Genomic DNA, 22,620 nt, shown 5'->3' with positions numbered 1-22,620 from the left:
CCCGATAGCCGCGCCGCCGCCGCCGCACATTGACCCTGATCAATGCCTTTGGCGAGCGGCGGCTTGACGCGAGCGGCTCCGGCGTGCCTCCCTCGCGCCATGTCACCCGCCCCGCCCCTGCTGGCCGACGCCCCGGACGCACGGGAATGCCCGCAATGCGGCCAGCTTTGCCGGCTGGGACCGCGCCGCCCCGGCATGGTGGCCGAATGCCCGCGCTGCGCCGAGCCGCTATGGCGGATGCGTCAGTTCGATGCCAGCTTCCCTTTGGCCTGCGCGATGGCGGCGCTGCTGTTTTACCTGTTCGCCCTCGCGGCCCCGTTTCTCGAAATCGAGGCCTATGGCCGCTTCGCCCAGGCGCGGCTGGATACCGGCCCGGCCCAGTTGCTGGCCCAGGGTTGGGGGCTGGTGGCGGCGCTGGTGTTTGGCGTCACCCTGCTCGCGCCCGCGGCCAAGCTCGGCATCTTGCTGCTCGCCCTGGGCGGGCGCCACAGCCTGCCGCCGCGCCTGCTGAAGGCGGCGCTGCGCTGGTACCGGCCGCTCTCGCCCTGGGCGATGCTGGATGTGTATCTGCTCGGCTTTCTCGTCGCCTATACGCGGCTGACCGGCATGGCGAGCGTGCATCTCGACACCGCGCTCTACGCCCTGATCGGCTGCATGCTGGCCACCGCCGCCGCCGATGGCAGCCTGGACCTGGAAGGGCTGTGGCGCGCGCTGGACCAGCGCGACACCCCGCCCCCGCCCGGCGTGGGCGATGAAATAATCGGCTGTGAGGCGTGCGGACTGCTCAACCATGCCACGGCGGAGGGTGAGCAATGCCGGCGCTGCCACGCGCCGCTGCGCCGGCGCAAGCCGCACAGCATCAGCCGCGCCTGGTCGCTGGTGCTGGCGGCGGCGCTGCTCTATGTCCCGGCCAATCTTTATCCCTTCATGGTCGTCACCCAGCTGGCGCGCACGCAGAGTTTCACCATCATGCACGGCATTGTCGAACTAGCCCAGGCGGGGCTATGGCCGCTGGCACTGCTGGTGTTCTTCGCCAGCATCACCATCCCGCTGGCGAAACTCCTGATCATGGTGGTGATCCTGGTGACGACGCAGCTGCGCCGCCCGACGCTGCTGCCGCTGCGCGCCCGCGCGTACCGGATCATCGATTTCGTCGGCCGCTGGTCGATGATCGACGTGTTCATGGTCTCGATCCTGGCGGCGCTGCTGCGCTTCGGGCAATTCGCAAATGTGCGCGCCGATCTCGGCGCCTCCTGCTTCGCCGCGGTGGTGGTGCTGACGATCTTCGCCGTCAACGCCTTTGACCCGCGGCTGATGTGGGACGCGCTGGACGCAGCGCAGGAGCCAAGCGCATGAACGAGACCACGCCTCCCCCAGCCGCGCCGCCGCCGCGCGCCAGGCTGCGCCGCCCGCGCTTTCAGTTCGTCTGGCTGATCCCGATCATCGCCGCGATGATCGCGGGCTATCTCGGCTACCGCACGCTCATCGAACAGGGGCCTCTGCTCACCCTCACCTTCGACACCGCCCAGGGGCTGGAGGCCGGGCAAACCCAGCTCAAGTTCAAGGACGTGGCGCTTGGCACGGTGGAGAGCATCGACCTCGCCAAGGATAACAGCCATGTCATCGTCAAGGTGCGGATGAACCATGTCGGGGCGCGCTTCCTGACCAGCCATGCGCGTTTCTGGGTCGAGCGCCCGCGCCTGAATTTCGCCGACACATCAGGCTTCGAGACGCTGGTTTCGGGGGCCTATATCTCTGTCGATCCCGGCCCGCCCGGCGGCGATTACCAGGATAATTTCATCGGCCTCGAACAGCCGCCCGGGGTGCGCTCGGACGAGCCGGGCAGCACCTTTGTCCTCACCGCCAGCCGCATCGGCTCGCTGCAATCGGGCTCGCCGGTGTTTTACCGCGATGTCGCGGTGGGCGAAGTGCTGGGCTATGATCTGGGCGACGGGCTCGGCCCGGTGAAGATCAGCGTGTTCATCCGCGCGCCGTTCGACAAGCTGGTCCGCCCCGATAGCCGGTTCTGGAATTCCTCGGGCATCGCGCTCGGCATCCAGGGCGGGGTGCTGCAAATGCAGCTGCAATCGGCACAGGCGCTGCTGGCGGGCGGCATCACCTTCAACGTGCCGCCCGCGGCGATGAGCGAGGCGCCCAGCCCGAGCGGGTCGAGCTTCACGCTCTACGCCTCGCACCAGGAGGCGGACGCCGCCTCCTACCGCACGCAGATCCCGCTGGTCGCCTATCTGCGCGCCGATGTGAACGGCCTCACCCCTGGCGCGCCAGTCAACATGCTCGGCATTCAAGTGGGCGATGTCACCGATGTGAGCCTGCAGATCAACCCCGCCACGGGCGCCGCGCAAGTGCGCGTGGGCATGCAGGTGCAGCCCGAGCGGGTCTTCGCCCTGACGCGGGCACAGCCGGGCCTCGACCCCGAGGCGGTGTTCCAGCACCTCGTCGACCAGGGCATGCGGGTGGAATTGGCCTCGGCCAGCTATGTCACCGGGCAGAAAATGATCGCGCTGGATTACGTCGCCAACGCCGCCCCCGCCAAGGTGACACGCGAAAACGGCGCGCTGGTGTTGCCGGTGCAGCCCGGCGGGCTGGATCAGGTGATGGCCAATGCCGCTGATATCACCACCAAGCTGGACCAGGTTCCGTTCGCGCAGATCGGCGATAACCTCAACAAGCTGCTGGCCACCGCCAATGGCACGCTGGGCGGCAAGGCGGCGCAGGAAAGCCTGGCCCAGCTCGCCGCCACGCTGAAGAGCGCCAACACCACGCTGCAAAACCTCAACCAGGGCTTCGGCACGGATTCTGATTTCCAGCGCAATATCCAGCAGGTCTTGCAGGAGACCGATGATACCATGCAGTCGCTGAAGGCGCTCACGGATTATCTCAGCCGTAATCCGCAGGCGCTGTTGCTGGGGAGAAAGAGCCAATGAACCGCCGCGCCTTCGCCCTGTTGCTGGGCGCCAGCCTCGCTGGCTGCGCCGCCCCCGCGCCACGCTATTACCGCCTCGCCGCCGTGCCGGGCGCGGTGCGCGCGGGCGGGGGCCGGCGCATCGGGGTGCGCAATGTCGGCATCCCCGGCGATTTGGACCAGACCGCCCTGCCCCAGCCCGGCAGCGCCTATGAGTTGAACAGCGACGCCAACACCGTATGGGCATCGCCGCTGGTGGGGATGCTGCAAAACGTGATGGTGCGGGACCTCGCCCAGCGCCTGCCGGGGGATACCGTGCTGGAGGATGGCGGGGCGATCGGCGCCGTGCCGGATGTGTATGTCGAGATTCAGGTGCTCCACTTCGCGCCGGATGCCGCCGGGGTGGTGACGCTGCAGGCGCAGCTCGGCCTGCGCCCCGCCGCCGCCGCGGCGTTCACACTGCGCGACTTTACCGCGAGCGCGCCGGGCGGTACCACGCCGGAGGGGCTGGCCGCGGCGATGAGCACGCTCTGGGGCCAGGCGGCGGACGCCGTGGCGGCGCTGCTCTAAACCGCCTCGGCGACGAAGCTGGCGGTGTCGATCGTGAAGCTGCCATCGGCGGCGACGGCGAAATGCGCCCTCACCGCCTCCGGCGCTCCGGTTTGCAGCGCGCGGATCGCGGCGCGGAACTCAAGCGCCGTGCTGGTGCGCGCCGTCCAACTGGCGAAATCGAGCGGCAGGCGGCGCGCGGTGAAGCCGCGCAGGGCGAACCCGGCGCGGGAGAGTTCCGCCGCCCATTCCGCCACGCTGTAATTGCGCACATGCGAGGCGTCGCGCAGCAACTCCATGGTTTGCAGATGCGTGTCCAGCACCGGCGCGGCGGGGGCGGTGGTGTCGATGAACACCGCCAACGCGCCGGGCTTGGCGACACGCCGCGCCTGGCGCAGCCCGGTGGCGAAGTCCCGCCAGTGATGCGCGCTGAAGCGGCTTAGCACGGCGTCGAAATCCGCGTCCGGGAAGGGCAGCGCCTCGGCCGCCGCGTTGGCGGTGGTGATGTTGGGCAGGTTCCGCCGCGCGGCCTCGCGCGCCACCTCGTCGAGCATTGGCGGGGTGACATCCGCCGCCACCACCTCGCCCGCATGCGGCGCGGCGCGATAGCTGACATGCCCACCGCCGCAGCCAAGGTCAAGCACGCGGCCAAAGCCGCGCCCCGCCAGCAAGGCCGCGACCTCGTCGAGATCCGCCCCCTGGGCATGCACCGCGCTGGCGACATAGGCGCTGGCGCGGGGGCCGTAATGGCGGGCAGTGAAATCCTCTTCGGTCATGGTCAACCCTTTTCTGGCAGAAAGCGCGGCGCGGCGCGGGCCACCGCGTCGGCGATGAAGTCGCAGGTGACGCGGATGCGGGCCAGTTCGCGGATATCGGAGGGCACCAGCATCCAGAAGCTGCGGATCAGCCGGATCTCCTGGCGCAGCACACGGGTGAGCCGGGCATCGCCATCGGCCAGGAAGCAGGGCAGAATGCACAGCCCCGCCCCGGCGGCGGCGGCCATGTGCTGGGCGATGAGGTTGGAGCAGCGCAGCTTCGGCTCGATCCCCTTACCGATGGCGGGGACATAATCCAGCTCCGGCGCGAACAGCATGTCGTCGATATAGGAGATGAACGGCAGGCGGGCGATGTCCTCGGCGCTGCGCACGAGCGGGGCCAGATCGGCCGCCGCGTAGAGGCCCAGCTCGTAATCGGTGAGCTTGCGCGCATGAATGCGCCCATGCGCCGGGCGCGAGAGCATAATGGCGATGTCGGCATCGCGCTTGGAGAGCGAGAAGCCGCGCGGGGTGGCGGCGAGGTCGATTTGCAGATTAGGCTGCGCGGCGGCAAGGCGGCCGATCTCGGGGGCGAGGAAGAAGGTGCCGAACCCATCCGGCACGCCGATGCGCACCAGCCCGGAGACCTGCGCGCGCTCGCGCCCGGCATCGGATTGGATGGCCAGCACCGTGCTCTCCATCGTCTCCGCCTGGCCGAGCAGATGCTCGCCCTGGCGGGTGAGCCGGTAGCCGGAGAGCTGGCGCTCGAACAGCTTGGTGCCCAGAGCCGCCTCCAGCGCCGTGAGCCGGCGCGACAGGGTGGAATGGTCGATGCCCAGCCGCCGCGCCGCGCCCGTGAGCCGCCCGGTGCGCGCCACGGCGAGGAAGGATTGCAGCAAATCCCAATCGAGCGTCTGGTTCATGTGAATTTTTGCACAACGGTTTTGAAAATTAGAGCCTATGACTGTGCGTGAATTCGTGCAAGCTGTGGGCAAGATCGTGGAGGAACCAAACCATGCGTGAAATCGGACATTTCATCGGCGGCAAGCGCGTACCCGGCACGTCCGGCCGCTTTGCCGATATTTTCAACCCCTCGACCGGCGCCGTGCAGGCCAAGGTGGCGCTGGCCTCCAAGGCCGAGCTGCGCGCGGCGGTGGAGAACGCCCGCGACGCGCAGATCGGCTGGGCGGCGACCAATCCGCAGCGGCGCGCGCGCGTGCTGATGAAGTTCCTGGAACTGATCCAGAAGGAATATGACGAGCTGGCGGCGATGCTGGCCTCGGAGCATGGCAAGACGATCCCCGACGCCAAGGGCGACATCCAGCGCGGGCTGGAGGTGGTGGAATTCGCCATCGGTATCCCGCATCTGCTGAAGGGCGAGTACAGCGACTCCGCCGGCACGGGCATCGACGTGTATTCCATGCGCCAGCCGCTCGGCGTGGTGGCGGGCATCACCCCGTTCAACTTCCCGGCCATGATCCCGCTGTGGAAAGCCGCCCCGGCGCTGGCCTGCGGCAATGCGATGATCCTGAAACCCTCGGAGCGCGACCCCAGCGTGCCGATGCGCATCGCCGAGCTGTTCCTTGAGGCCGGGCTGCCGCCGGGCGTGCTGAACGTGGTGAATGGCGACAAGGAGTCGGTGGACGCGATCCTCGATGATCCCGACATCAAGGCGGTGGGCTTCGTTGGCTCCACGCCGATCGCGCATTACATCTACCACCGCGCGGCGGAGACCGGGAAGCGCGCGCAATGCTTCGGCGGCGCCAAGAACCACGCCATCATCCTGCCGGATGCGGATATGGACCAGACCGTGGATGCGCTGATCGGCGCCGGGTATGGCTCGGCCGGTGAGCGCTGCATGGCGATCTCGGTGGCGGTGCCGGTGGGCGAAGGCACCGCCGAGCGGCTGGTGCAGAAGCTGATCCCGCGCGTGGAGAATCTAAAAATCGGCCCCTCGACCGATGGCACCGCCGATTACGGCCCGCTGGTGACCGCCCAGGCGCTGGCGCGGGTGGAGGATTACATCAGGATCGGCGTCGAGGAAGGCGCGAAACTCGCCGTCGATGGCCGCGGCTTCAAGCTACAGGGCTATGAGAACGGGTTCTTCATCGGCGGCTCGCTGTTCGACCACGTGACCCCGGAGATGCGCATCTACAAGGAGGAGATCTTCGGCCCCGTGCTCTCGGTGGTGCGCGCCAAGACCTACGAGGACGCGCTCGCCCTGGCCACCAACCATGAATACGGCAACGGCACCGCGATCTTCACCCAGTCCGGCGATGCGGCGCGCGATTTCGCGGCCCGCGTGCAGGTGGGCATGGTCGGCATCAACGTGCCCATTCCGGTGCCCATCGCCTACCACACCTTCGGCGGCTGGAAGCGCTCGGGCTTTGGCGATCTCAACCAGCACGGGCCGGATTCCATCCGCTTCTATACCAAGACCAAGACGGTGACGGCGCGCTGGCCCAGCACCAACAAGGATGGCGCGAGCTTCGTCATCCCCACCATGTCGTAAAGCAGGGAGGCACGGGGAATGGATTTTCTGCCGTCTGAGGAACAGGCCGCGATCCGCGATATGGCGGAGGGCTTCGCGGCCGAGGAACTCGCCCCGTTCGCGGTGGAATGGGATCAGGCGAAGACCTTCCCCGTGGAGACGTTGCGCAAGGCCGCCGCTCTGGGCCTTGGCGCGATCTATACGCGTGACGATGTGGGCGGCTCGGGGCTGGGCCGCCAGGAGGCGGTGATGGTGTTCGAGGCCCTGGCCAAGGGCTGCCCCTCTGTCGCCGCCTATCTCTCCATCCATAATATGTGCGTGTGGATGATCGACCGCTTCGGCAATGACGAACAGCGGCAAAGCTATATCCCGGCGCTCGCCAGCATGGAGCATCTGGCCAGCTATTGCCTCACCGAGCCGGGGGCGGGCTCGGATGCCGGGGCGCTGCGCACCCGCGCGGTCCGCGATGGCGATGATTATGTGTTGACCGGGGAGAAGCAATTCATCTCCGGCGCCGGGGCCAGCGACATCTATGTGGTGATGGCCCGCACCGCCGATGCCGGGGCGCGCGGCATTTCCGCCTTCATCGTCGAGAAGGGGATGGCGGGGCTGTCCTTCGGCGCCAATGAGAAGAAGATGGGCTGGAACGCGCAGCCCACCCGCACCGTCACCTTCGACGGCGTGCGCGTGCCCGCCGCCAATCTGCTCGGGCTGGAGAATAAGGGCTTCAACATCGCCATGGCCGGGTTGGATGGCGGACGGCTGAACATCGCCGCCTGCTCGCTCGGCGGCGCCCAGGCGGCGTTCGACAAGGCGGTGGAGTACATGGGGCAGCGCAAGGCCTTCGGCGCGGCGCTGCACGAGTTCCAGGCGCTGCAATTCCGCCTCGCCGACATGGCGACAGAGCTGGAGGTGGCGCGCACCTTCCTCTGGCGCGCGGCGGCGGCGCTGGATGCCAAGACCGACGACGCCACCCGGCTCTGCGCCATGGCCAAGCGCTTCGTCACCGATGCCAGCTTCGACATCGCCAACCAGGCACTGCAACTGCATGGCGGCTACGGCTATCTCGCCGATTACGGCATCGAGAAGATCGTGCGCGATCTGCGCGTGCACCAGATCCTGGAAGGCACCAACGAGATCATGCGCGTGATCATCGCGCGCGGCATCACCGCCAAGAGCTGAGAGGAAACACTGAATGTCCGAAAGCCCCGACATTCTGGTCGAGACCGTGGGCGCGCTGGGGCGCGTGCGGCTGAACCGGCCCAAGGCACTCAACAGCCTGACGCTGGAGATGATCAAGCACCTCGCCGCCGCGCTGAAGCGCTTCGAGGCTGACCCGGCCGTGGGGGCTGTGCTGGTGACCGGCGAAGGCGAGCGCGGATTGTGCGCGGGCGGGGATATCCGCGCCCTGTATGAGCGCGGCCCGCGCGACATCGGCTTCGGCGGGGAATTCTTCCGCGATGAATACCGGATGAACGCGCATATCGCCGCCTATGCCAAACCGTATGTCGCGATCATGGACGGCATCACCATGGGCGGGGGCGTTGGCATCTCGGCGCATGGCAGCGTGCGGGTGGTGACCGAGCGCACGCGCATGGCGATGCCGGAGACGGGCATCGGCTTTTTCCCCGATGTCGGCGGCACCTGGCTGCTCAGCCACGCTCCCGGCGAGATTGGCACCTTCATGGGCCTGACCGGGGATGGTTTCGGCGGCGCGGACGCGATCTACGCCGGGTTTGCCGATCATTTCGTGCCAAGCGACAGGCTGCCCGCGCTGTATGAGGCCCTGGCCACCCTGCCCGCCACCGCCACGCTGGCGGATGTGCGCGGCGTGGTCAGCCGCCTTGCCGAGACTGTGCCGGCGCCGATGGCCGCGCACCGCGCCGAGATCGACGCCGCCTTCGCGCATGACGAGGTGGAGCAGATCGTGGCGGCGCTCAAGGCCTCGGGCTCCGCGTTCGCGCAAAAGACCCTTGCCGTGATGGCGCAGAAATCGCCCACCAGCATGAAGGTGACGCTGCGGATGCTACGCCTGGCGCGGCATGACGAGAGCCTGAAGGACAGCCTGGAGCGCGAATTCGCCGCCACGCATTCGGTGCTGGCCTCGGATGAGTTTTATGAGGGCGTGCGCGCGGCGGTGGTGGATAAGGACCGCACCCCGAAATGGCGCCCGGCCACACTGGAAGAGGTGAGCGCCGCCACCGTGGAGGCGTATCTGCGCAATAGCCCTGACAGACTTTTCTGAAATTTACACACAGGAGGACAACATGGCGGAAAAAATCGCCTTTATCGGCCTGGGCAATATGGGCCTGCCGATGGCTGGCAATCTGATGAAAGCGGGTTTCGACGTCACCGGCTTCGACCTTGCCCCCAATGCCGAGGCGGCGGCCGCGGCGCAGGGGGTGAAATTCGCCGCCAGCGCCGCCGCGGCGGTGGAACATGCCAATGTGGTGATCACCATGCTACCCGCGGGCAAGCACGTGCTCTCGGTGTGGGGCGAGCTGACGCAGGTGGCGCGGCCCGGCACGCTGTTCATCGATAGTTCGACCATCGACGTGGAGAGCGCGCGCAAGGCGCACCAGCTCGGCACCGGGATGGGTATGCTGACGCTGGACGCCCCGGTTTCTGGCGGCACCATGGGGGCGGCGGCGGCCACGCTCACCTTCATGGTCGGCGGCTCGGCCGCGGCCTTCGCCAAGGGCGAGGCGGTGTTGCAGAAAATGGGCAAGCGCCTGGTGCATTGCGGCGATGCCGGGGCCGGCCAGGCGGCGAAGATCTGCAACAACATGATCCTCGGCATCTCCATGGCCGGGGTGGCGGAAGCCTTTGTGCTCGGCGAGCGCCTCGGCCTCTCGCATCAGGCGCTGTTCGATGTCGCCTCCACCTCCTCCGGCCAGTGCTGGGCGCTGACCACCAATTGCCCGGTACCCGGGCCGGTGCCCGCCTCGCCCGCCAACCGCGACTACAAGCCGGGCTTCGCGACCGCGCTGATGCTGAAGGATCTGCGCCTGGCGCAGGAGGCCGCGATCAGCGCCGGTGCCTCGAGCCCGATGGGCGCGCAGGCGGCGGCGCTGTACAGCATCTTCGAGAAGCTCGGCCATGGCGGCGAGGATTTCTCGGCCATCATCAACTTCTTCCGCGGCGCCGAAGGCAAATAAGCCCGCTCTGAGGCGGCATCGGCTCTGGCCGCTGCCGCTTCGTTTTCTGCCCCCCGATGCCGCCGGATTGATTTTGCGCAAGGCCGCCCTGGCCGCCACGCGCTAGAAGCACGGCAACGACAAGGACAGGAAACGCGCCATGAGCACCACCCAAGCGGACCCTGGTGTCCATTCCGAAGTTGGCAAGCTGCGCGAAGTGCTGGTGCATCGGCCGGATCTCAGCCTTACCCGCCTCACCCCCGGCAACTGCCATGAGTTGCTGTTCGACGATGTGATCTGGGTGAAAAAGGCGCGGCAGGAGCATGATGCCTTTGTCGACACGCTGCGCGAGCGCGGGGTGGCGGTGGTGGAATTCGGCCAGGCCCTGGCCGAGACCATGACGCACAAACCGGCGCGGGACTGGCTGCTCGACAAGCGCCTGGGCACGGCGGACAGCGCCACCGGCACCGATGCCGAGCTGCGCGCCTGGCTCGACGAGATGAACGCGACACAGCTCGCAGCATATATGATCGGCGGCATCGCGCGGGCGGAGTTGCCGTTCACCCCGCATTCGCTGTTCGGCATGACCCGCGCGGCGCATGAATTCGTGTTACCTCCGCTGCCCAACCAGCTCTTCACGCGCGACACCTCCTGCTGGAGCGGCAATGGCGTGTTCATCAACCCCATGCACTGGCCCGCGCGCCAGCAGGAAGCCGCGAATGTGGCCGCCGTGTATGGCTTTCATCCGCGCTTCAAGGGCGCCAAGTTCCACAAATATTTCAACGCCGCCGAGGAGCAGGCCGGGCCGCTCAGCCTGGAGGGCGGGGATTTCATGCCCGTCGGCCATGGTGTGGTGCTGATCGGCATGGGTGAACGCTCCACCCCGCAGGCGGTAACGCAATATGCGCGGCGGCTCTTCGCGCACAAGGCGGCGGAGCGGGTGATCGCGGCGCTAATGCCGAGCGACCGCTCCTTCATGCATCTCGACACCGTGTTCTCCTTCTGCGACCGCGATCTCGTCACCATCTATCCCGACGTGGTGCACAGGCTGCGGCCCTTCTCGGTTTATCCTGACGCCAACGAGAGCGGCATCCGGATCGTCGAGGAGACCGGCAGTTTTCTCGACGTCGTCGCCAGCGCCTTGGGGCATGCCAAGCTGCGGGTGATCGAGACGGGCGGTGATTCCTATGAGGCCGAGCGCGAGCAATGGGATGATGGCAACAACGTATTCGCCCTCGAACCGGGCGTGGTGATCGCCTATGACCGCAATGTTTACACCAACACGCTGCTGCGCAAGGCCGGGGTGGAGGTCATCACCATCGAGGGTGCGGAGCTGGGGCGCGGGCGCGGCGGGGCGCATTGCATGACCTGCCCGATCCGGCGCGACGCAATCTGAGGGAGATACGGGAATGGTACATCTGCGCGGACGCTCGGTATTGTCGCTGGAGGAATTCACCGCCGGCGAAATTCTCGAACTGCTTAAGCTGGGCGCTGAACTAAAGGCCGCCAAGCGCGGCGGTTATGAGGTGCAACGCCTGCGCGGCAAGACCATCGCGCTGATCTTCGAGAAGGACTCCACGCGCACGCGCTCGGGCTTCGAGGTCGCGGCTTATGACCAGGGCGCGCATGTCACCTATATGGGCCCCGGCGGCAGCCATATCGGCCACAAGGAGAGCGTGAAGGACACCGCGCGCGTACTCGGGCGGATGTATGACGCAATCGAGTTCCGCGGCTTCGCGCAGGCGGATGTGGAGACGCTCTCGAAATATTCCGGCGTGCCGGTGTATAACGGGCTGACCGATGCCGCGCACCCGACCCAGGTGCTTGCCGATTTTCTGACCATGCCTGAATTTTGCAGCAAGGGGCTGCAGGATATCAAATTCGCCTTCATGGGCGATGGGCGTAACAACATGGCGCTGTCGCTGGCGATGGGGGCGGCGAAGCTGGGCATGCGGATGAAAATCGGCGCGCCGGAATCGCTCTGGCCCGCCCCGGAATATATCGCGCGGCTGCACACCATCGCGGCGCAGAGCGGCGCGGAAATCGGCTTCGAGGCCGATCCGCAAAAAGCCGTCGAGGGGGCGGATTTCCTCTATACGGATGTCTGGCTCTCGATGGGCGAGGATGAGCATCTCTGGGGCGACCGCATCAAGCTGCTGATGCCCTATCAGATCAACGCCGCGCTGATGGCGGCCACCGGCAACCCGGCGGCGAAGTTCATGCATTGCCTGCCCGCCTTCCACAACACCGAGACCAGCGTGGGCCGGGAGATTGAGAAGCGGCACGGCATTACGGCCATGGAGGTGACGGAGGAGGTGTTCGAGTCCGGGGCCTCCATCGTGTTCGACCAGGCGGAGAACCGCATGCACTCGATCAAGGCGATCCTCGTCGCCACCCTGGCGTGATGCATATCGTCACGGCCCTGGGCGGCAACGCGCTGCTGCGCCGGGGCGAGGCGCTGAGCGAGGCAGCACAGCATGAGAATGTGCGGCAGGCGGCGGTGCAGCTCGCGGCGCTGACGGCGCGGGGGCACCATGTCACCCTCACCCATGGCAACGGCCCGCAGGTGGGGCTGCTGGCCTTGCAGGCCGAGGCCGGGCCGAAAGGGGCGGCGCAGGCGCTGGACAGCCTGGACGCCGAGAGCGAAGGCTGGATCGGCTATCTGCTGGAGCAGGAGCTGGCCAACGCCCTGCCGCCCGAGGCGGAGATCGCGACGCTGCTCACGCGCATCGAGGTGGCCGCCAACGACCCGGCCTTCGCCAAACCGAGCAAGCCGATCGGCCCGGTCTATGACGAAGCCACCGCGCGGCAACTGGCGGCGGACCGCGGCTGGGCGGTGGCGCCGGACGGCCAATATTGGCGCCGCGTGGTGCCCTCACCCGCGCCGGTCCGGCTGCTGAACACGGGCAGCATTACCCGCCTCACCCAGGCGGGGGTGTTCGTGATCTGCGCGGGCGGCGGCGGCATTCCGGTGGCGCGGGATGCGGCGGGCCAATGGCGCGGGGTGGAGGCGGTGATCGACAAGGATGCCTCGGCCGCGCTGCTGGCGGCCGAGATCGGCGCCGACATGCTGCTGATGCTCACCGACGTGCCCGCCGTGTATCTGAATTATGGCACCCCGGCCCAGACGATATTGCGGCAGACCTCGCCAGGGGCGCTGGCGGCGCATGATTTCGCCGCCGGCAGCATGGGGCCGAAAGTGCGGGCGGCCTGCGCCTTTGTGCGCGCCACCGGGCGGACCGCCGCGATCGGCCGGCTGGAGGAGGCGCAGGCGATCGCTGCCGGCGAGGCGGGGACGATCGTACGGCCGGATTAGACCTTGGCTTCGTCCAGCGCCGCGCGCAGGCGGGCGGCCAGTTCGGGATTCTCGCCGCAGAGCAGGCGCCACACGGGCCGCGCCGCGCCAGTGATGGTGACATCGACATAGTAATCGTAGAAGCCGCTATCGCGCTTTTCGCCATGCGTATGGTCGACAACGGCGCTGAACGGCACCACCGCCGATTGCAGCTTGCCATCCTCGCGCACAGCGATGAACACCAGCTTGCGCGCGCGGTCCAGCGCGAGGCCAACGCCCTCGGCGAAGAAGCTGATATCCTGGCTGAAGCCCTGCCCGGCTTGGCGGGTTAGCTCCTGTTCCAGCGCGTGCAGCGTCTGGCGGGCGCTGGAATTTTTAACCCAGCTCGCCATGCCCGTGTACCAGCGCGTGGGCAGCATGAAGATAGCCGAGAAAATGAAGGTGAGGATCAGCAGCGTCCAAAGCAGCGTCATGCGACAAATCTCTTCCCGCGTGAAATGATTGCGCCGCCATAGCCCCAGCGCGGCGCCGAGGCAACCAGAGGCGTTGGACGGCGGCTGGCATGCGCCTATGATCTGAAAAAACGAGGAGGAGAGCGCCGATGCGAACCGTCTACAGTGCCGATCATCTGCTGCACCAAAGCCCGGGCGAGCTGCTATTTGGCGAATTCGTGCCTGCCTTCGAGAAACCGGAACGCGCCGAATTGGTGCTGAACCGCGTGCGCGAGGTGAAGCTGGGCGACGTGATCGCGCCCCAGCCATGTCCGCTGGACGCCATTACCCGGATCCACGCGCCGGGGCTGGTGGACTTACTGCAAACCGCGCACCAGGAATGGCTCGGCATGGGGCGGAGCGGCGCCGCCTACCCCTATACTTGGCCGGCGCGGGGGATGCGCGCGGACAGGGCGCCGCAGACGCTGGACGGGCGCCTCGGCTTTTACAGCTTCGATTGCGGCACCCCGATCACGGCGACCACATGGCAGGCGGTGAAGACCTCGGCCGATGTGGCGCTCACGGGCGCGAACTTGCTCAATACCGGGGAGCGCGCCGCGTTTTCGCTCTGCCGCCCGCCGGGGCATCATGCGGGCTCGGATCATTACGGCGGCTATTGCTTCCTCAACAACGCGGCCATCGCGGCGCAGAGGCTGCGTGATGACGGCGCTGGACGCATTGCCGTCCTCGATATCGATTACCATCATGGCAATGGCACGCAGCAAATCTTCTACGGCCGCAATGATGTGCTGTTCGTCTCGCTGCATGGCCATCCTGACCAGGAATACCCTTACATGCTCGGCTTCGACGATGAGATGGGCGCAGGGAGGGGCGAGGGATTCAACCTGAATTTTCCGCTGCGCTGGGGCACGGAATGGCCCGCTTACGAGGCCGCGCTCACCGCCGGGCTGGAACGCATACGGGCCTTTGGGCCGGAGGCGCTCGTGGTGTCGCTCGGGGTCGATACGTACAAGGACGATCCGATTTCCCATTTCAAACTCGAACACGAACATTTCACCCGGATCGGGGCGATGATCGGCGCCCTGGGCAAGCCAGCGCTCTTCGTGATGGAGGGCGGCTATGCCGTGGCCGAAATCGGGATCAACGCGGTGAACGTGCTTGCCGGGTTCGAAGGGGCGTAAAATAAAAAGGCCCGGGGTTTCCGGGCCTTTTGTCGCACCGGCGCGTTGGCGCCGGCGCTATGCGGTTCACCCTCAGGCGGCGAACTGGTTCATGGTGTTGTGTACGCCGCCAGCCTTCAGCGCGGCCTCGCCAGCGAAATACTCCTTGTGATCGTCGCCGATATCGGAGCCGGACATGTTCTGGTGCTTCACGCAGGCGATGCCCTGGCGGATCTCCTTGCGCTGCACGCCAGCCACGTAGCCCAGCATGCCCATCTCGCCGAAATACTCCTTGGCCAGATTGTCGGTGGACAGGGCCGCGGTGTGGTAGGTCGGCAGGGTGATGAGGTGGTGGAAGATGCCCGCGCGCTTCGCCGCATCACGCTGGAAGGTGCGGATCTTGTCGTCGGCCTCGAGCGCCAGCGGGGTGGCGTCGTAATCCACGCTCATCAGCTTGGCGCGGTCATAGGCGGAGACATCCTTGCCCGCATCCTTCCATGCATCATAGACCTGCTGGCGGAAGTTCAGCGTCCAGTTGAAGGACGGCGAGTTGTTGTAGGCCAGCTTGGCGTTCGGCCACACTTCGCGGATCTTGTCCATCATGCCGGCGATCTGCTCGATATGCGGCTTCTCGGTCTCGATCCACAGCAGGTCGGCGCCGTTGTTCAGGGCGTTGATGCAATCCAGCACGCAGCGCTCGGCCCCGGTGCCGGGACGGAACTGATACAGGTTGGAAGGCAGACGCTTCGGACGCAGCAGCTTGCCGTTGCGGTTGATGATCACGTCGCCATTATGGGCGGCGTCGGCCTGCACTTCCTCGCAATCCAGGAAGGCATTGTACTGGTCGCCAATATCGCCCGGCTCCTTGGAGAAGGCGATCTGCTTGGTCAGACCAGCGCCCAGGCTATCGGTGCGGGCGACGATCACGCCGTCCTCAACGCCCAGTTCCAGGAAGGCGTAGCGCAGGGCGCGGATCTTCTGCACGAAATCCTCGTGCGGCACAGTCACCTTGCCGTCCTGGTGACCGCATTGCTTCTCGTCGGAGACCTGATTCTCGATCTGCAGGGCGCAAGCGCCCGCCTCGATCATCTTCTTGGCCAGCAGATAGGTCGCCTCGGCATTGCCAAACCCGGCGTCGATATCCGCGATGATGGGCACGACATGGGTCTCGTAATTGTCGATCTTGTGCTGGACTTCTTTCTGCTTGGCGATGTCGCCAGCGGCGCGGGCGGCGTCCAGATCGCGGAACAGCATGCCCAGCTCGCGCTGGTCGGCCTGGCGCAGGAAGGTGTAGATCTCCTGGATCAGCGCCGGGACGGAGGTCTTCTCGTGCATCGACTGATCGGGCAGCGGGCCGAACTCGGAACGCAGGGCGGCGACCATCCAGCCGGAGAGGTAGATGTAGCGGCGCTTGGTCGAGCCGAAATGCTTCTTGATGGAGATCATCTTCTGCTGGGCGATGAAGCCGTGCCAGCAGCCGAGCGACTGGGTGTAGTTCGCGGGATCGGCGTCATAGGCCGCCATGTCCTCGCGCATGATCTTGGCGGTGTAGCGGGCGATATCCAGGCCGGTGGCGAACCGGTTTTGCAGGCGCATGCGCGCCACCGACTCGGGGCTGATGCCGTCCCAAGTGCCGTTTTTGGACTGGATAAGCTGAGAAACCTGCGAAATATGGTCTTGATAGGACATCTTCGTCTTCCGTCGGGTTGGGAGGGGAGCTTGTTGCGACGCAACATACTCATACAAACTCACGACCCGATTAGGGAGAGGAAAATGTCCTCGAAAAGGTCTTCAAACTGCAAAAACACTGTAATTGTGTAAATACGTTTACAAGCCCGCGGCCGTAAAAGGCAAAGCTTTTACAATCGCGGGCCTGCAAAACGGGCTTATTCGCCGCGCCACACGCCTTTGCGCTTCTCGGCGAAGGCGGCCATGCCCTCTTGCTTGTCGGCGGTGGCGCAGAGGCCGTTGAACAGGCGGCGCTCGAAATGGATGCCCATGCTCAGACTCGTCTCGAACGCGGCGTTCACCATTTCCTTATTGGCGATGGTGGCGAGCGGCGGCATGGCGGCGATCGCCTGGGCCTGCTTCATCGCCTCCTCCAGCAGCTTATCGGCCGGCACCACCTCGGCCACCAGCCCGGCGCGCTCGGCCTCGATGGCGTCCATCATGCGCCCAGTCAGGCACATCTGCATCGCCTTGGCCTTGCCGACGGCGCGGGTCAGGCGCTGGCTGCCGCCCATACCGGGGGCGACGCCCAGCTTCACCTCGGGCTGGCCGAATTTCGCGGTGTCGGCGGCGATGATATAATCGGCCATCATCGCCAGCTCACAGCCGCCGCCAAGCGCGAAGCCGGCGACCGCGGCGATCCAGGGCTTGCGGGTGGCGACAACAGCGTCAAACCCGGCGAAGAAGTTCTGCGCGTACATGGCGGAGAAGCTCATGGGCTGCATCTCCTTGATGTCCGCCCCGGCGGCGAACGCCTTCTCCGACCCGGTGAGCACCAGGCAGCCCTGCGTGGAATCGGCGTCGTAAGCGGCCAGAACGGCCATCAGATCGCGCATCACCTGCGAATTCAGGGCGTTGAGCGCATGCGGCCGGTTCAGGCGGACCAGGGTGACGGCGCCGTGGGTTTCAACGAGCAGGGTTTCATAGGCCATGGAAATCTCCAAAGTCGTTATCGGTTGCGCGCCCTTTTAGCACGGTTGCGGAAAATGCCACCCGGCCGGCCGGGCCTTCACAGCGCGCCTTCAGCGCCGCACAATCGGGGCATGGATACGCTGATCACCAACATGCTCTGGCTCTTGCTGGCGGCTACGGCCGTCGCCATCGTCGCTCGGCGCCTGCGCCTGCCTTATACGGTGGGGCTGGTGCTGGCCGGGGTGGGGCTGGCGCTGGCGCGGGTGAATTCCGGCATCGCGCTGACGCATGACATCATCTTCAACGTCATCCTGCCGCCGCTGCTGTTTGAGGCGGCGGTCAACATCCACTGGCAGGAGCTGCGCCGCGATGGCGCGCCGGTGGCCGTGCTGGCGCTCGCGGGCACGGTGCTGGCCGCCGCGGTGGTGGGGGCGGGCATGGTGGCCGGGCTAGGCTGGCCAGTGGGGGCGGCGGCGCTGTTTGGGGCGCTGATCGCGGCGACCGACCCGGTGGCGGTGATCGCCATGTTCAAGGACAACCAGGTGAGCGGGCGGCTGCGCCTGTTGGTGGAGGCGGAAAGCCTGTTCAACGACGGCGCCGCGGCAGTGCTGTTCAGCCTGGTGCTGGCCTGGGTGCAGCCGGGGGCTGGCCCGGCGCTTGGCCCGGCCGCGATGGCGCTGAACCTGGGGTGGACGGTGGCGGGGGGCGTCGGCATCGGGCTGGGGGTAGCGGCGCTGATGCTGGCGCTGGCGGGGCGCTTCACCGACCATCTGGCGACGGCGGCCCTCACCACGGTCGCGGCCTATGGCTCGTTTTTGGCCGCCCAGCATGCGGGCTGCTCCGGGGTGCTGGCCACCGTCACGGCAGGTCTGGTGATCGGCAATCTCGGGCTGCTGAGCAGCGGCGCGCATAGCCATCTCTCGGCGCAGGAGCGGGAGTTCATGCTGGCGCTGTGGGAGTTCATCGCCTACCTCGCCAATTCGCTGGTGTTTCTGCTGATCGGTCTGGCGGTGGGGGCGATGCGCATTCCGCTGCCGGCGGTAATGGCGCTGCTGGGCATCATCGCGCTAGTTTTGGCGAGCCGGGCGCTCACCGTGTATCCGCTCTGCCGGATTTTCACTGGCACGCGCTGGGCGGTGCCGCTGCGCACGCAACATATTTTGTGGTGGGGCGGGCTGCGCGGGGCGCTGGGTTTGGCGCTGGCGCTCTCGTTACCGCCCACCCTGCCCTTTCGTGACGATATTCTCACCGCCACCTTCGCGGTGGTGACGTTCTCGGTGGTCGGCCAGGGGCTGACGATGCCCCCGCTGCTGCGCGCGCTGCGCTTCATCCCGCGCCGATAAAAAACCGGCGGCTGGTGAGGACACCAGCCGCCGGGGTGTTGAGGCTCAGGTCACCACGGTGAGGAAGCGCTCGTTCAGTTCGCGCTCATAGTAGAAGATGCCCTTACCGATCTGGCGCTCATCCCACACGCGCATCGGGTTGTCGGGGTAGTAGTCGTAGCCACCCGTGAACACCTCGTTACGATTACCCGAGGGATCGAAGAAATAGATCGTCTGCCCCTGGGTGATGCCATGGCGCGTCGGCCCGATATCGAGCGACATCTCGTAGCGCGCGATGATGTCCGCCGCATGCCCCACCGCGTTCCAATTTTCAAGCTGGAAGGAGATGTGGTGCAACTTGCCGGGCTCCGGGTGCTTCACGAAGGCGATGTCATGCGCCTTCATGCCGGCGGTGAGCCAGATGCCGATGGTGCCGTCGGGCGTATCGACACGCTCGGCGACCAGGAAGCCGAGCACGTTGACGAAGAATTCCTCGACCGCGTCGATCTCCGGACCGTAGAGGAGGACGTGGTCGAAGCGCTTCGGTGCCATGCCGTGCGGCTCGTAGTTCCACAGCTCGGGGTTGATGACCTGCGGCTTCGGATCGGATTGATCGGCATGCGCGTAGAGCTCGATGCGATGCCCCGAAGCAACGGAAAAACCAATGCGGCGGCCGATGCCCGGCTGCTCGCCCGCCGGAACGTGATCCACCGCCACGCCCGCCGCTTTGATCTTCGCCTCGAACGCGTCGAGATCAGCGTCGCTACGGACCTTGAAGGCCACGACATCGATGCCCGCGGCCTCGGCTTTCCGCAGCACGACGCTGTGGTGGTCAAACTCGAACGCGGATTTCAGATAGATGCGGCCATCCGCACCTTCCGTCACCTTATCGAGGCCGATGCGGTCGATATAGTGGGTTAGCGCGGCTGGCATGTCGAGCACACGAACCTGCACGAAGCCAGGCCGCAAAATGCCTGTATGAGCCATTGTTTACTTACTCCCCAGTTAAAATCAGGACGTTTCAGAAGGGAACGTCATAATGAAAAGCATTCTCACCTAGTGTGACCAAATTTGCAACGCTTGCCAGACCACGAATCCCGCGCATATCTCTAAAAATGCCGCTTCGGATCAGGAAAAATCCGCCTGTGGCCGGGAGGTATCTGATGGAACTGCGTCATCTCCGCTATTTTGTCGCCGTCGCGCATGAGCGTAATTTCACCCGCGCGGCCGAGCGGCTGCATATCGCGCAGCCGCCGCTGAGTCGGCAGATTCAGCAGCTTGAGGATGAGCTCGGCCTGCAATTGTTCGAGCGTGAGAGCCGCCCGTTGAAAACCACCGAGGCTGGCAGGCTGTTTCTCGAACAGGCCATCCAGATTCTTGAACGCGTGGACGCCGTGCGGACGATGATGAAGCGCCTTAAGGAAACCGGGCGTCCGCGCTTTGTCATCGGCTTCGCCGCCTCCACCATGTATGCCGCGCTGCCCAATCTGATCCGCCGTTTCCGCGCCGCCGCGCCCGAGGTGGAACTGAGCCTGGTGGAAATGGTGAGTTATGAGCAGATCGCCGCGCTGAAGGAAGGGCGGATCGATGTCGGCTTCGGGCGCATCCGCCTCGATGATCCCGCCGTGCGGCGCGATGTTCTGCGCAACGAGCAACTCGTGCTGGTGCTGCCGGTGAAACATCCGCTGGCGGCGGCGCAGGGGCCGGTGAGCCTTGCCGATCTCGCGCAGGAGCCGCTGGTGATCTACCCGCGCGAGCCGCGCCCGAGCTATGCCGATCAGGTCATCTCGCTGTTCCACGATCGCGGGCTGGAGCCGAACATTGTGCATGAGGCGCGCGAGTTGCAGACCGCCATCGGGCTGGTGGCGGCGGAGACGGGCTGCGCGATCGTGCCGATTTCGGTGGCGCGGCTGAAGCGCGACGATATCGTCTATCGCGAACTCGACGATCCTTCCGCCACTTCGCCGATCATCATGAGCCGCCGCGCGGGCGACATGTCCGAACTTCTCGCGTTGATGTCGCAGACAATCCTCGACACCTACCGGGAATGGGGGCTCCCCACCCCCGCCGGGCTCGAGGATTGAGCGCGTCTCAGCCACGGTCGCCGCCGCCAACGGGCAGCGTCACGCCGGTGATGTAGGAGGCCTCATCGGAGGCGAGGAACAGGATCGCGTTCACCTGCTCGCTGATCGTGCCGTAGCGATGCATGAAGCTGCTTTGCACGGTCTGGTCGATGAGCTGCTGATACCAGATTTTCTCCTGCTCGGTGCGGTCTTCGCCACCGCGCGGAATGCGCCGGGGTGGTGCCTCGGTGCCGCCCGTGGCCACCGCGTTCACGCGGATGCCCTGCTGGGCATATTCCCAGGCGAGATTCACGGTCATCGCGTTCACCCCGCCCTTGGCCGCGCCATAGGGCACGCGCATCAGACCGCGCGTGGCGATGGAGGAGACGTTGACAATCGCTCCGCCGCCCCCAACCAGCATGTGCCCCAGCACGGCATGGCAGCCCCACAGCGTGGGAAACAGCGAGCGGCGGATTTCCGCGCTGATCTGCTCCGGCGTGTAATGCTCGTAAGGCATGGACCAGATGGTGCCGCCAACATTGTTGACCAGCACGTCGATGCGCCCATGGGCCGCCATGGCGGCATCCATCACGGATGCCGCGCCGGCGTATTCCTCGAGATCAGCGAGCACGGTCATCGCGTTTTCGCCAGCTTCTTCGCGTGCTTCCTCGACGATCGGCGAGCGGTCGGCCATGACCACGCGCGCGCCCTCGGCCACCAGACGCAAGGCCACATCGCGGCCAATGCCCTGGGCCGCGCCGGTGACGACCGCGACCTTGCCCGCGAAACGGCCAGGCCAGAAAGCGGGTGTGCTCATGCCGCCTTGTCCGACGGGGAGCTGGGGTTGAACTTCTCGTAATGGAAGCTCACCGGCGTCACGCCCGTATCGGTGAAGTATTTGCGCACGGCTTCCACCATTGCCGGCGGGCCGCACAGATACACGTCCACATCGCCGCCATTGATATGCTCAGGCAGCAAATGCTGCGTCACATAGCCCTTGCGCGGATAGGCGCTGGCGGGGTTGGCGATGCAAGCCTCCCAGGTGAAGCCCGGAATCTTGGCCGCGAATTCGTCGAGCGCCGCGGTTTCGACCAGATCTTCGTCGTTGGTCACGCCATAAACCAGATGCACCTTCTGCGCGGGCGGGTTCGCCTCCATATAGGCCAGCATCGAGAGCATCGGCGCCAGCCCCGTGCCTCCCGCGAGCATCAGCACCGGACGGGCGATCTCGCGCAGGAAGAAGCTGCCCGAGGGACCGATGAAATTCACCTCGTCGCCCGGCTTGGCCTGGCTCGCGATGAACGTGCTCATCAACCCGCCTGGAATGTTGCGGATCAGGAAGCTGGCGATATCCGCGCCAGGGGCGGAGCTGAAGGAATAGGCGCGGTACTGGCCCGTGCCCGGCACCTCGATATTCACATACTGCCCCGGCAGAAATTTCACGGGCTCGGTGAGCTTGAGCGTAAAGGAGATGGTGGTCGGCGACAGCTTGTTGACCACCTCCATCACCGCTTTCTGCTTCACCGGCCCGGTTTTGCAGGCGGAGGAAGGGACCGGCACGCGCAACACGAGATCCGATTTCGGCCGCATCTGGCAGGTCAGGGCAAAGCCCTTCGCCGCCTCTTCATCGGTCAGCGCATCCTCGATATACGATCCGCCATCGTACTTGCCGGACTCACAGAAGACCTTGCAAGTGCCGCAGGCGCCATCGCGGCAATCGATCGGGATGTTGATCCCGGCGCGATAGGATGCGTCGGCCACCGTGTCGGTAGCCGGACAATTGATGAAGCGTGTTACGCCATCCTCAAAGTTCAGGGCGACCCTGAATGCCAT

Annotated in this window: 21 protein-coding genes; 13 read left to right on the top strand and 8 right to left on the bottom strand. The window is 66.0% G+C overall.

Features of this window, described 5'->3' with window-relative positions; all coding sequences use genetic code 11:
• Positions 1–99: 99 nt before the first annotated feature.
• The 3 genes from LI953_RS03805 to LI953_RS03795 are packed head-to-tail and all read left to right on the top strand — an operon-like array spanning position 100 to position 3,493.
• Positions 100–1,356: a paraquat-inducible protein A gene (locus LI953_RS03805; RefSeq protein WP_227074706.1), complete on the top strand. Its 1,257-nt coding sequence runs from the start codon at positions 100–102 to the stop codon at positions 1,354–1,356.
• A complete protein-coding gene (locus tag LI953_RS03800) occupies positions 1,353–2,945 on the top strand; it encodes an intermembrane transport protein PqiB (protein WP_227074705.1) in 1,593 nt (530 codons plus the stop codon). The genes LI953_RS03805 and LI953_RS03800 overlap by 4 nt, the downstream gene beginning before the upstream one ends.
• On the top strand, positions 2,942–3,493 hold the full coding sequence (locus LI953_RS03795) for a membrane integrity-associated transporter subunit PqiC (RefSeq protein WP_227074704.1): 552 nt from the start codon (positions 2,942–2,944) through the stop codon (positions 3,491–3,493). Before LI953_RS03800 ends, LI953_RS03795 begins: the two co-directional genes overlap by 4 nt.
• Here the strand turns inward: LI953_RS03795 and LI953_RS03790 are convergent.
• On the bottom strand, positions 3,490–4,248 hold the full coding sequence (locus LI953_RS03790; protein ID WP_227074703.1) for a class I SAM-dependent methyltransferase: 759 nt from the start codon (positions 4,246–4,248) through the stop codon (positions 3,490–3,492). The two genes, LI953_RS03795 and LI953_RS03790, sit on opposite strands and share 4 nt — an antisense overlap.
• Positions 4,249–4,250: 2 nt before the next feature.
• Positions 4,251–5,150, bottom strand: coding sequence for a LysR family transcriptional regulator (locus LI953_RS03785; protein ID WP_227074702.1), 900 nt, complete (start codon positions 5,148–5,150; stop codon positions 4,251–4,253).
• Positions 5,151–5,242: 92 nt separating this feature from the next.
• On the opposite strand from LI953_RS03785, the gene LI953_RS03780 reads away from it, so the two are divergent.
• From LI953_RS03780 to arcC, 7 genes are all read left to right on the top strand, one after another.
• Complete coding sequence (locus LI953_RS03780; protein WP_227074701.1) at positions 5,243–6,739, top strand: CoA-acylating methylmalonate-semialdehyde dehydrogenase; 1,497 nt, start codon at positions 5,243–5,245, stop codon at positions 6,737–6,739.
• Between the two features lie 18 nt (positions 6,740–6,757).
• The gene (locus LI953_RS03775; protein ID WP_227074700.1) at positions 6,758–7,900 is read left to right on the top strand and encodes an acyl-CoA dehydrogenase family protein; all 1,143 of its coding nucleotides are present in this window, start codon (positions 6,758–6,760) and stop codon (positions 7,898–7,900) included.
• Positions 7,901–7,913: 13 nt separating this feature from the next.
• On the top strand, positions 7,914–8,963 hold the full coding sequence (locus LI953_RS03770) for an enoyl-CoA hydratase/isomerase family protein (protein ID WP_227074699.1): 1,050 nt from the start codon (positions 7,914–7,916) through the stop codon (positions 8,961–8,963).
• A gap of 22 nt (positions 8,964–8,985) precedes the next feature.
• Entirely contained in the window at positions 8,986–9,876 is an 891-nt protein-coding gene (gene mmsB, locus LI953_RS03765; RefSeq protein ID WP_227074698.1) for a 3-hydroxyisobutyrate dehydrogenase, read from the top strand.
• A gap of 139 nt (positions 9,877–10,015) precedes the next feature.
• Complete coding sequence (gene arcA, locus LI953_RS03760) at positions 10,016–11,251, top strand: arginine deiminase (protein WP_227074697.1); 1,236 nt, start codon at positions 10,016–10,018, stop codon at positions 11,249–11,251.
• A 13-nt stretch (positions 11,252–11,264) separates the two neighbouring features.
• Complete coding sequence (gene argF / locus LI953_RS03755; protein ID WP_227074696.1) at positions 11,265–12,260, top strand: ornithine carbamoyltransferase; 996 nt, start codon at positions 11,265–11,267, stop codon at positions 12,258–12,260.
• On the top strand, positions 12,260–13,171 hold the full coding sequence (gene arcC, locus LI953_RS03750; RefSeq protein ID WP_227074695.1) for a carbamate kinase: 912 nt from the start codon (positions 12,260–12,262) through the stop codon (positions 13,169–13,171). The genes argF and arcC overlap by 1 nt, the downstream gene beginning before the upstream one ends.
• Here the strand turns inward: arcC and LI953_RS03745 are convergent.
• Positions 13,168–13,623: a hypothetical protein gene (locus LI953_RS03745; RefSeq protein WP_227074694.1), complete on the bottom strand. Its 456-nt coding sequence runs from the start codon at positions 13,621–13,623 to the stop codon at positions 13,168–13,170. The genes arcC and LI953_RS03745 overlap by 4 nt on opposite strands.
• A 128-nt stretch (positions 13,624–13,751) precedes the next feature.
• On the opposite strand from LI953_RS03745, the gene LI953_RS03740 reads away from it, so the two are divergent.
• Positions 13,752–14,783 (top strand): histone deacetylase family protein, encoded by a 1,032-nt coding sequence (locus LI953_RS03740; protein WP_227074693.1) that lies wholly within the window; start codon positions 13,752–13,754, stop codon positions 14,781–14,783.
• Between the two features lie 72 nt (positions 14,784–14,855).
• Here LI953_RS03740 and LI953_RS03735 read toward each other — a convergent pair whose 3' ends face one another.
• Together LI953_RS03735 and LI953_RS03730 are read right to left on the bottom strand one after the other, a co-directional pair.
• Positions 14,856–16,451, bottom strand: a complete 1,596-nt coding sequence (locus tag LI953_RS03735; protein WP_227074692.1) for an isocitrate lyase — start codon at positions 16,449–16,451, stop codon at positions 14,856–14,858.
• 197 nt (positions 16,452–16,648) lie between these two features.
• Positions 16,649–17,422 carry an enoyl-CoA hydratase-related protein gene (locus tag LI953_RS03730; RefSeq protein ID WP_227074691.1) on the bottom strand — a complete coding sequence of 258 codons (774 nt, stop codon included), beginning with the start codon at positions 17,420–17,422 and terminating at the stop codon, positions 16,649–16,651.
• A gap of 111 nt (positions 17,423–17,533) precedes the next feature.
• Here LI953_RS03730 and LI953_RS03725 point away from each other — a divergent pair, with 111 nt between their 5' ends.
• Positions 17,534–18,745 carry a sodium:proton antiporter gene (locus LI953_RS03725; RefSeq protein ID WP_227074690.1) on the top strand — a complete coding sequence of 404 codons (1,212 nt, stop codon included), beginning with the start codon at positions 17,534–17,536 and terminating at the stop codon, positions 18,743–18,745.
• 45 nt (positions 18,746–18,790) lie between these two features.
• Here LI953_RS03725 and LI953_RS03720 read toward each other — a convergent pair whose 3' ends face one another.
• Positions 18,791–19,711: a catechol 2,3-dioxygenase gene (locus LI953_RS03720; RefSeq protein ID WP_227074689.1), complete on the bottom strand. Its 921-nt coding sequence runs from the start codon at positions 19,709–19,711 to the stop codon at positions 18,791–18,793.
• 176 nt (positions 19,712–19,887) lie between these two features.
• On the opposite strand from LI953_RS03720, the gene LI953_RS03715 reads away from it, so the two are divergent.
• The gene (locus LI953_RS03715; RefSeq protein WP_227074688.1) at positions 19,888–20,808 is read left to right on the top strand and encodes a LysR family transcriptional regulator; all 921 of its coding nucleotides are present in this window, start codon (positions 19,888–19,890) and stop codon (positions 20,806–20,808) included.
• A gap of 7 nt (positions 20,809–20,815) precedes the next feature.
• Here LI953_RS03715 and LI953_RS03710 read toward each other — a convergent pair whose 3' ends face one another.
• On the bottom strand, positions 20,816–21,604 hold the full coding sequence (locus LI953_RS03710; protein WP_227074687.1) for a 1,6-dihydroxycyclohexa-2,4-diene-1-carboxylate dehydrogenase: 789 nt from the start codon (positions 21,602–21,604) through the stop codon (positions 20,816–20,818).
• The gene (benC, locus tag LI953_RS03705; RefSeq protein ID WP_227074686.1) at positions 21,601–22,620 is read right to left on the bottom strand and encodes a benzoate 1,2-dioxygenase electron transfer component BenC; all 1,020 of its coding nucleotides are present in this window, start codon (positions 22,618–22,620) and stop codon (positions 21,601–21,603) included. The genes LI953_RS03710 and benC overlap by 4 nt, the downstream gene beginning before the upstream one ends.

This window comes from Acidocella sp. KAb 2-4 (assembly GCF_020567705.1).
In the GTDB taxonomy this organism is placed as follows: Bacteria; Pseudomonadota; Alphaproteobacteria; order Acetobacterales; family Acetobacteraceae; genus Acidocella.
The sequence above is the reverse complement of the archived record's forward strand: the minus strand, read 5'-3'. Positions and strand labels throughout refer to the sequence as shown.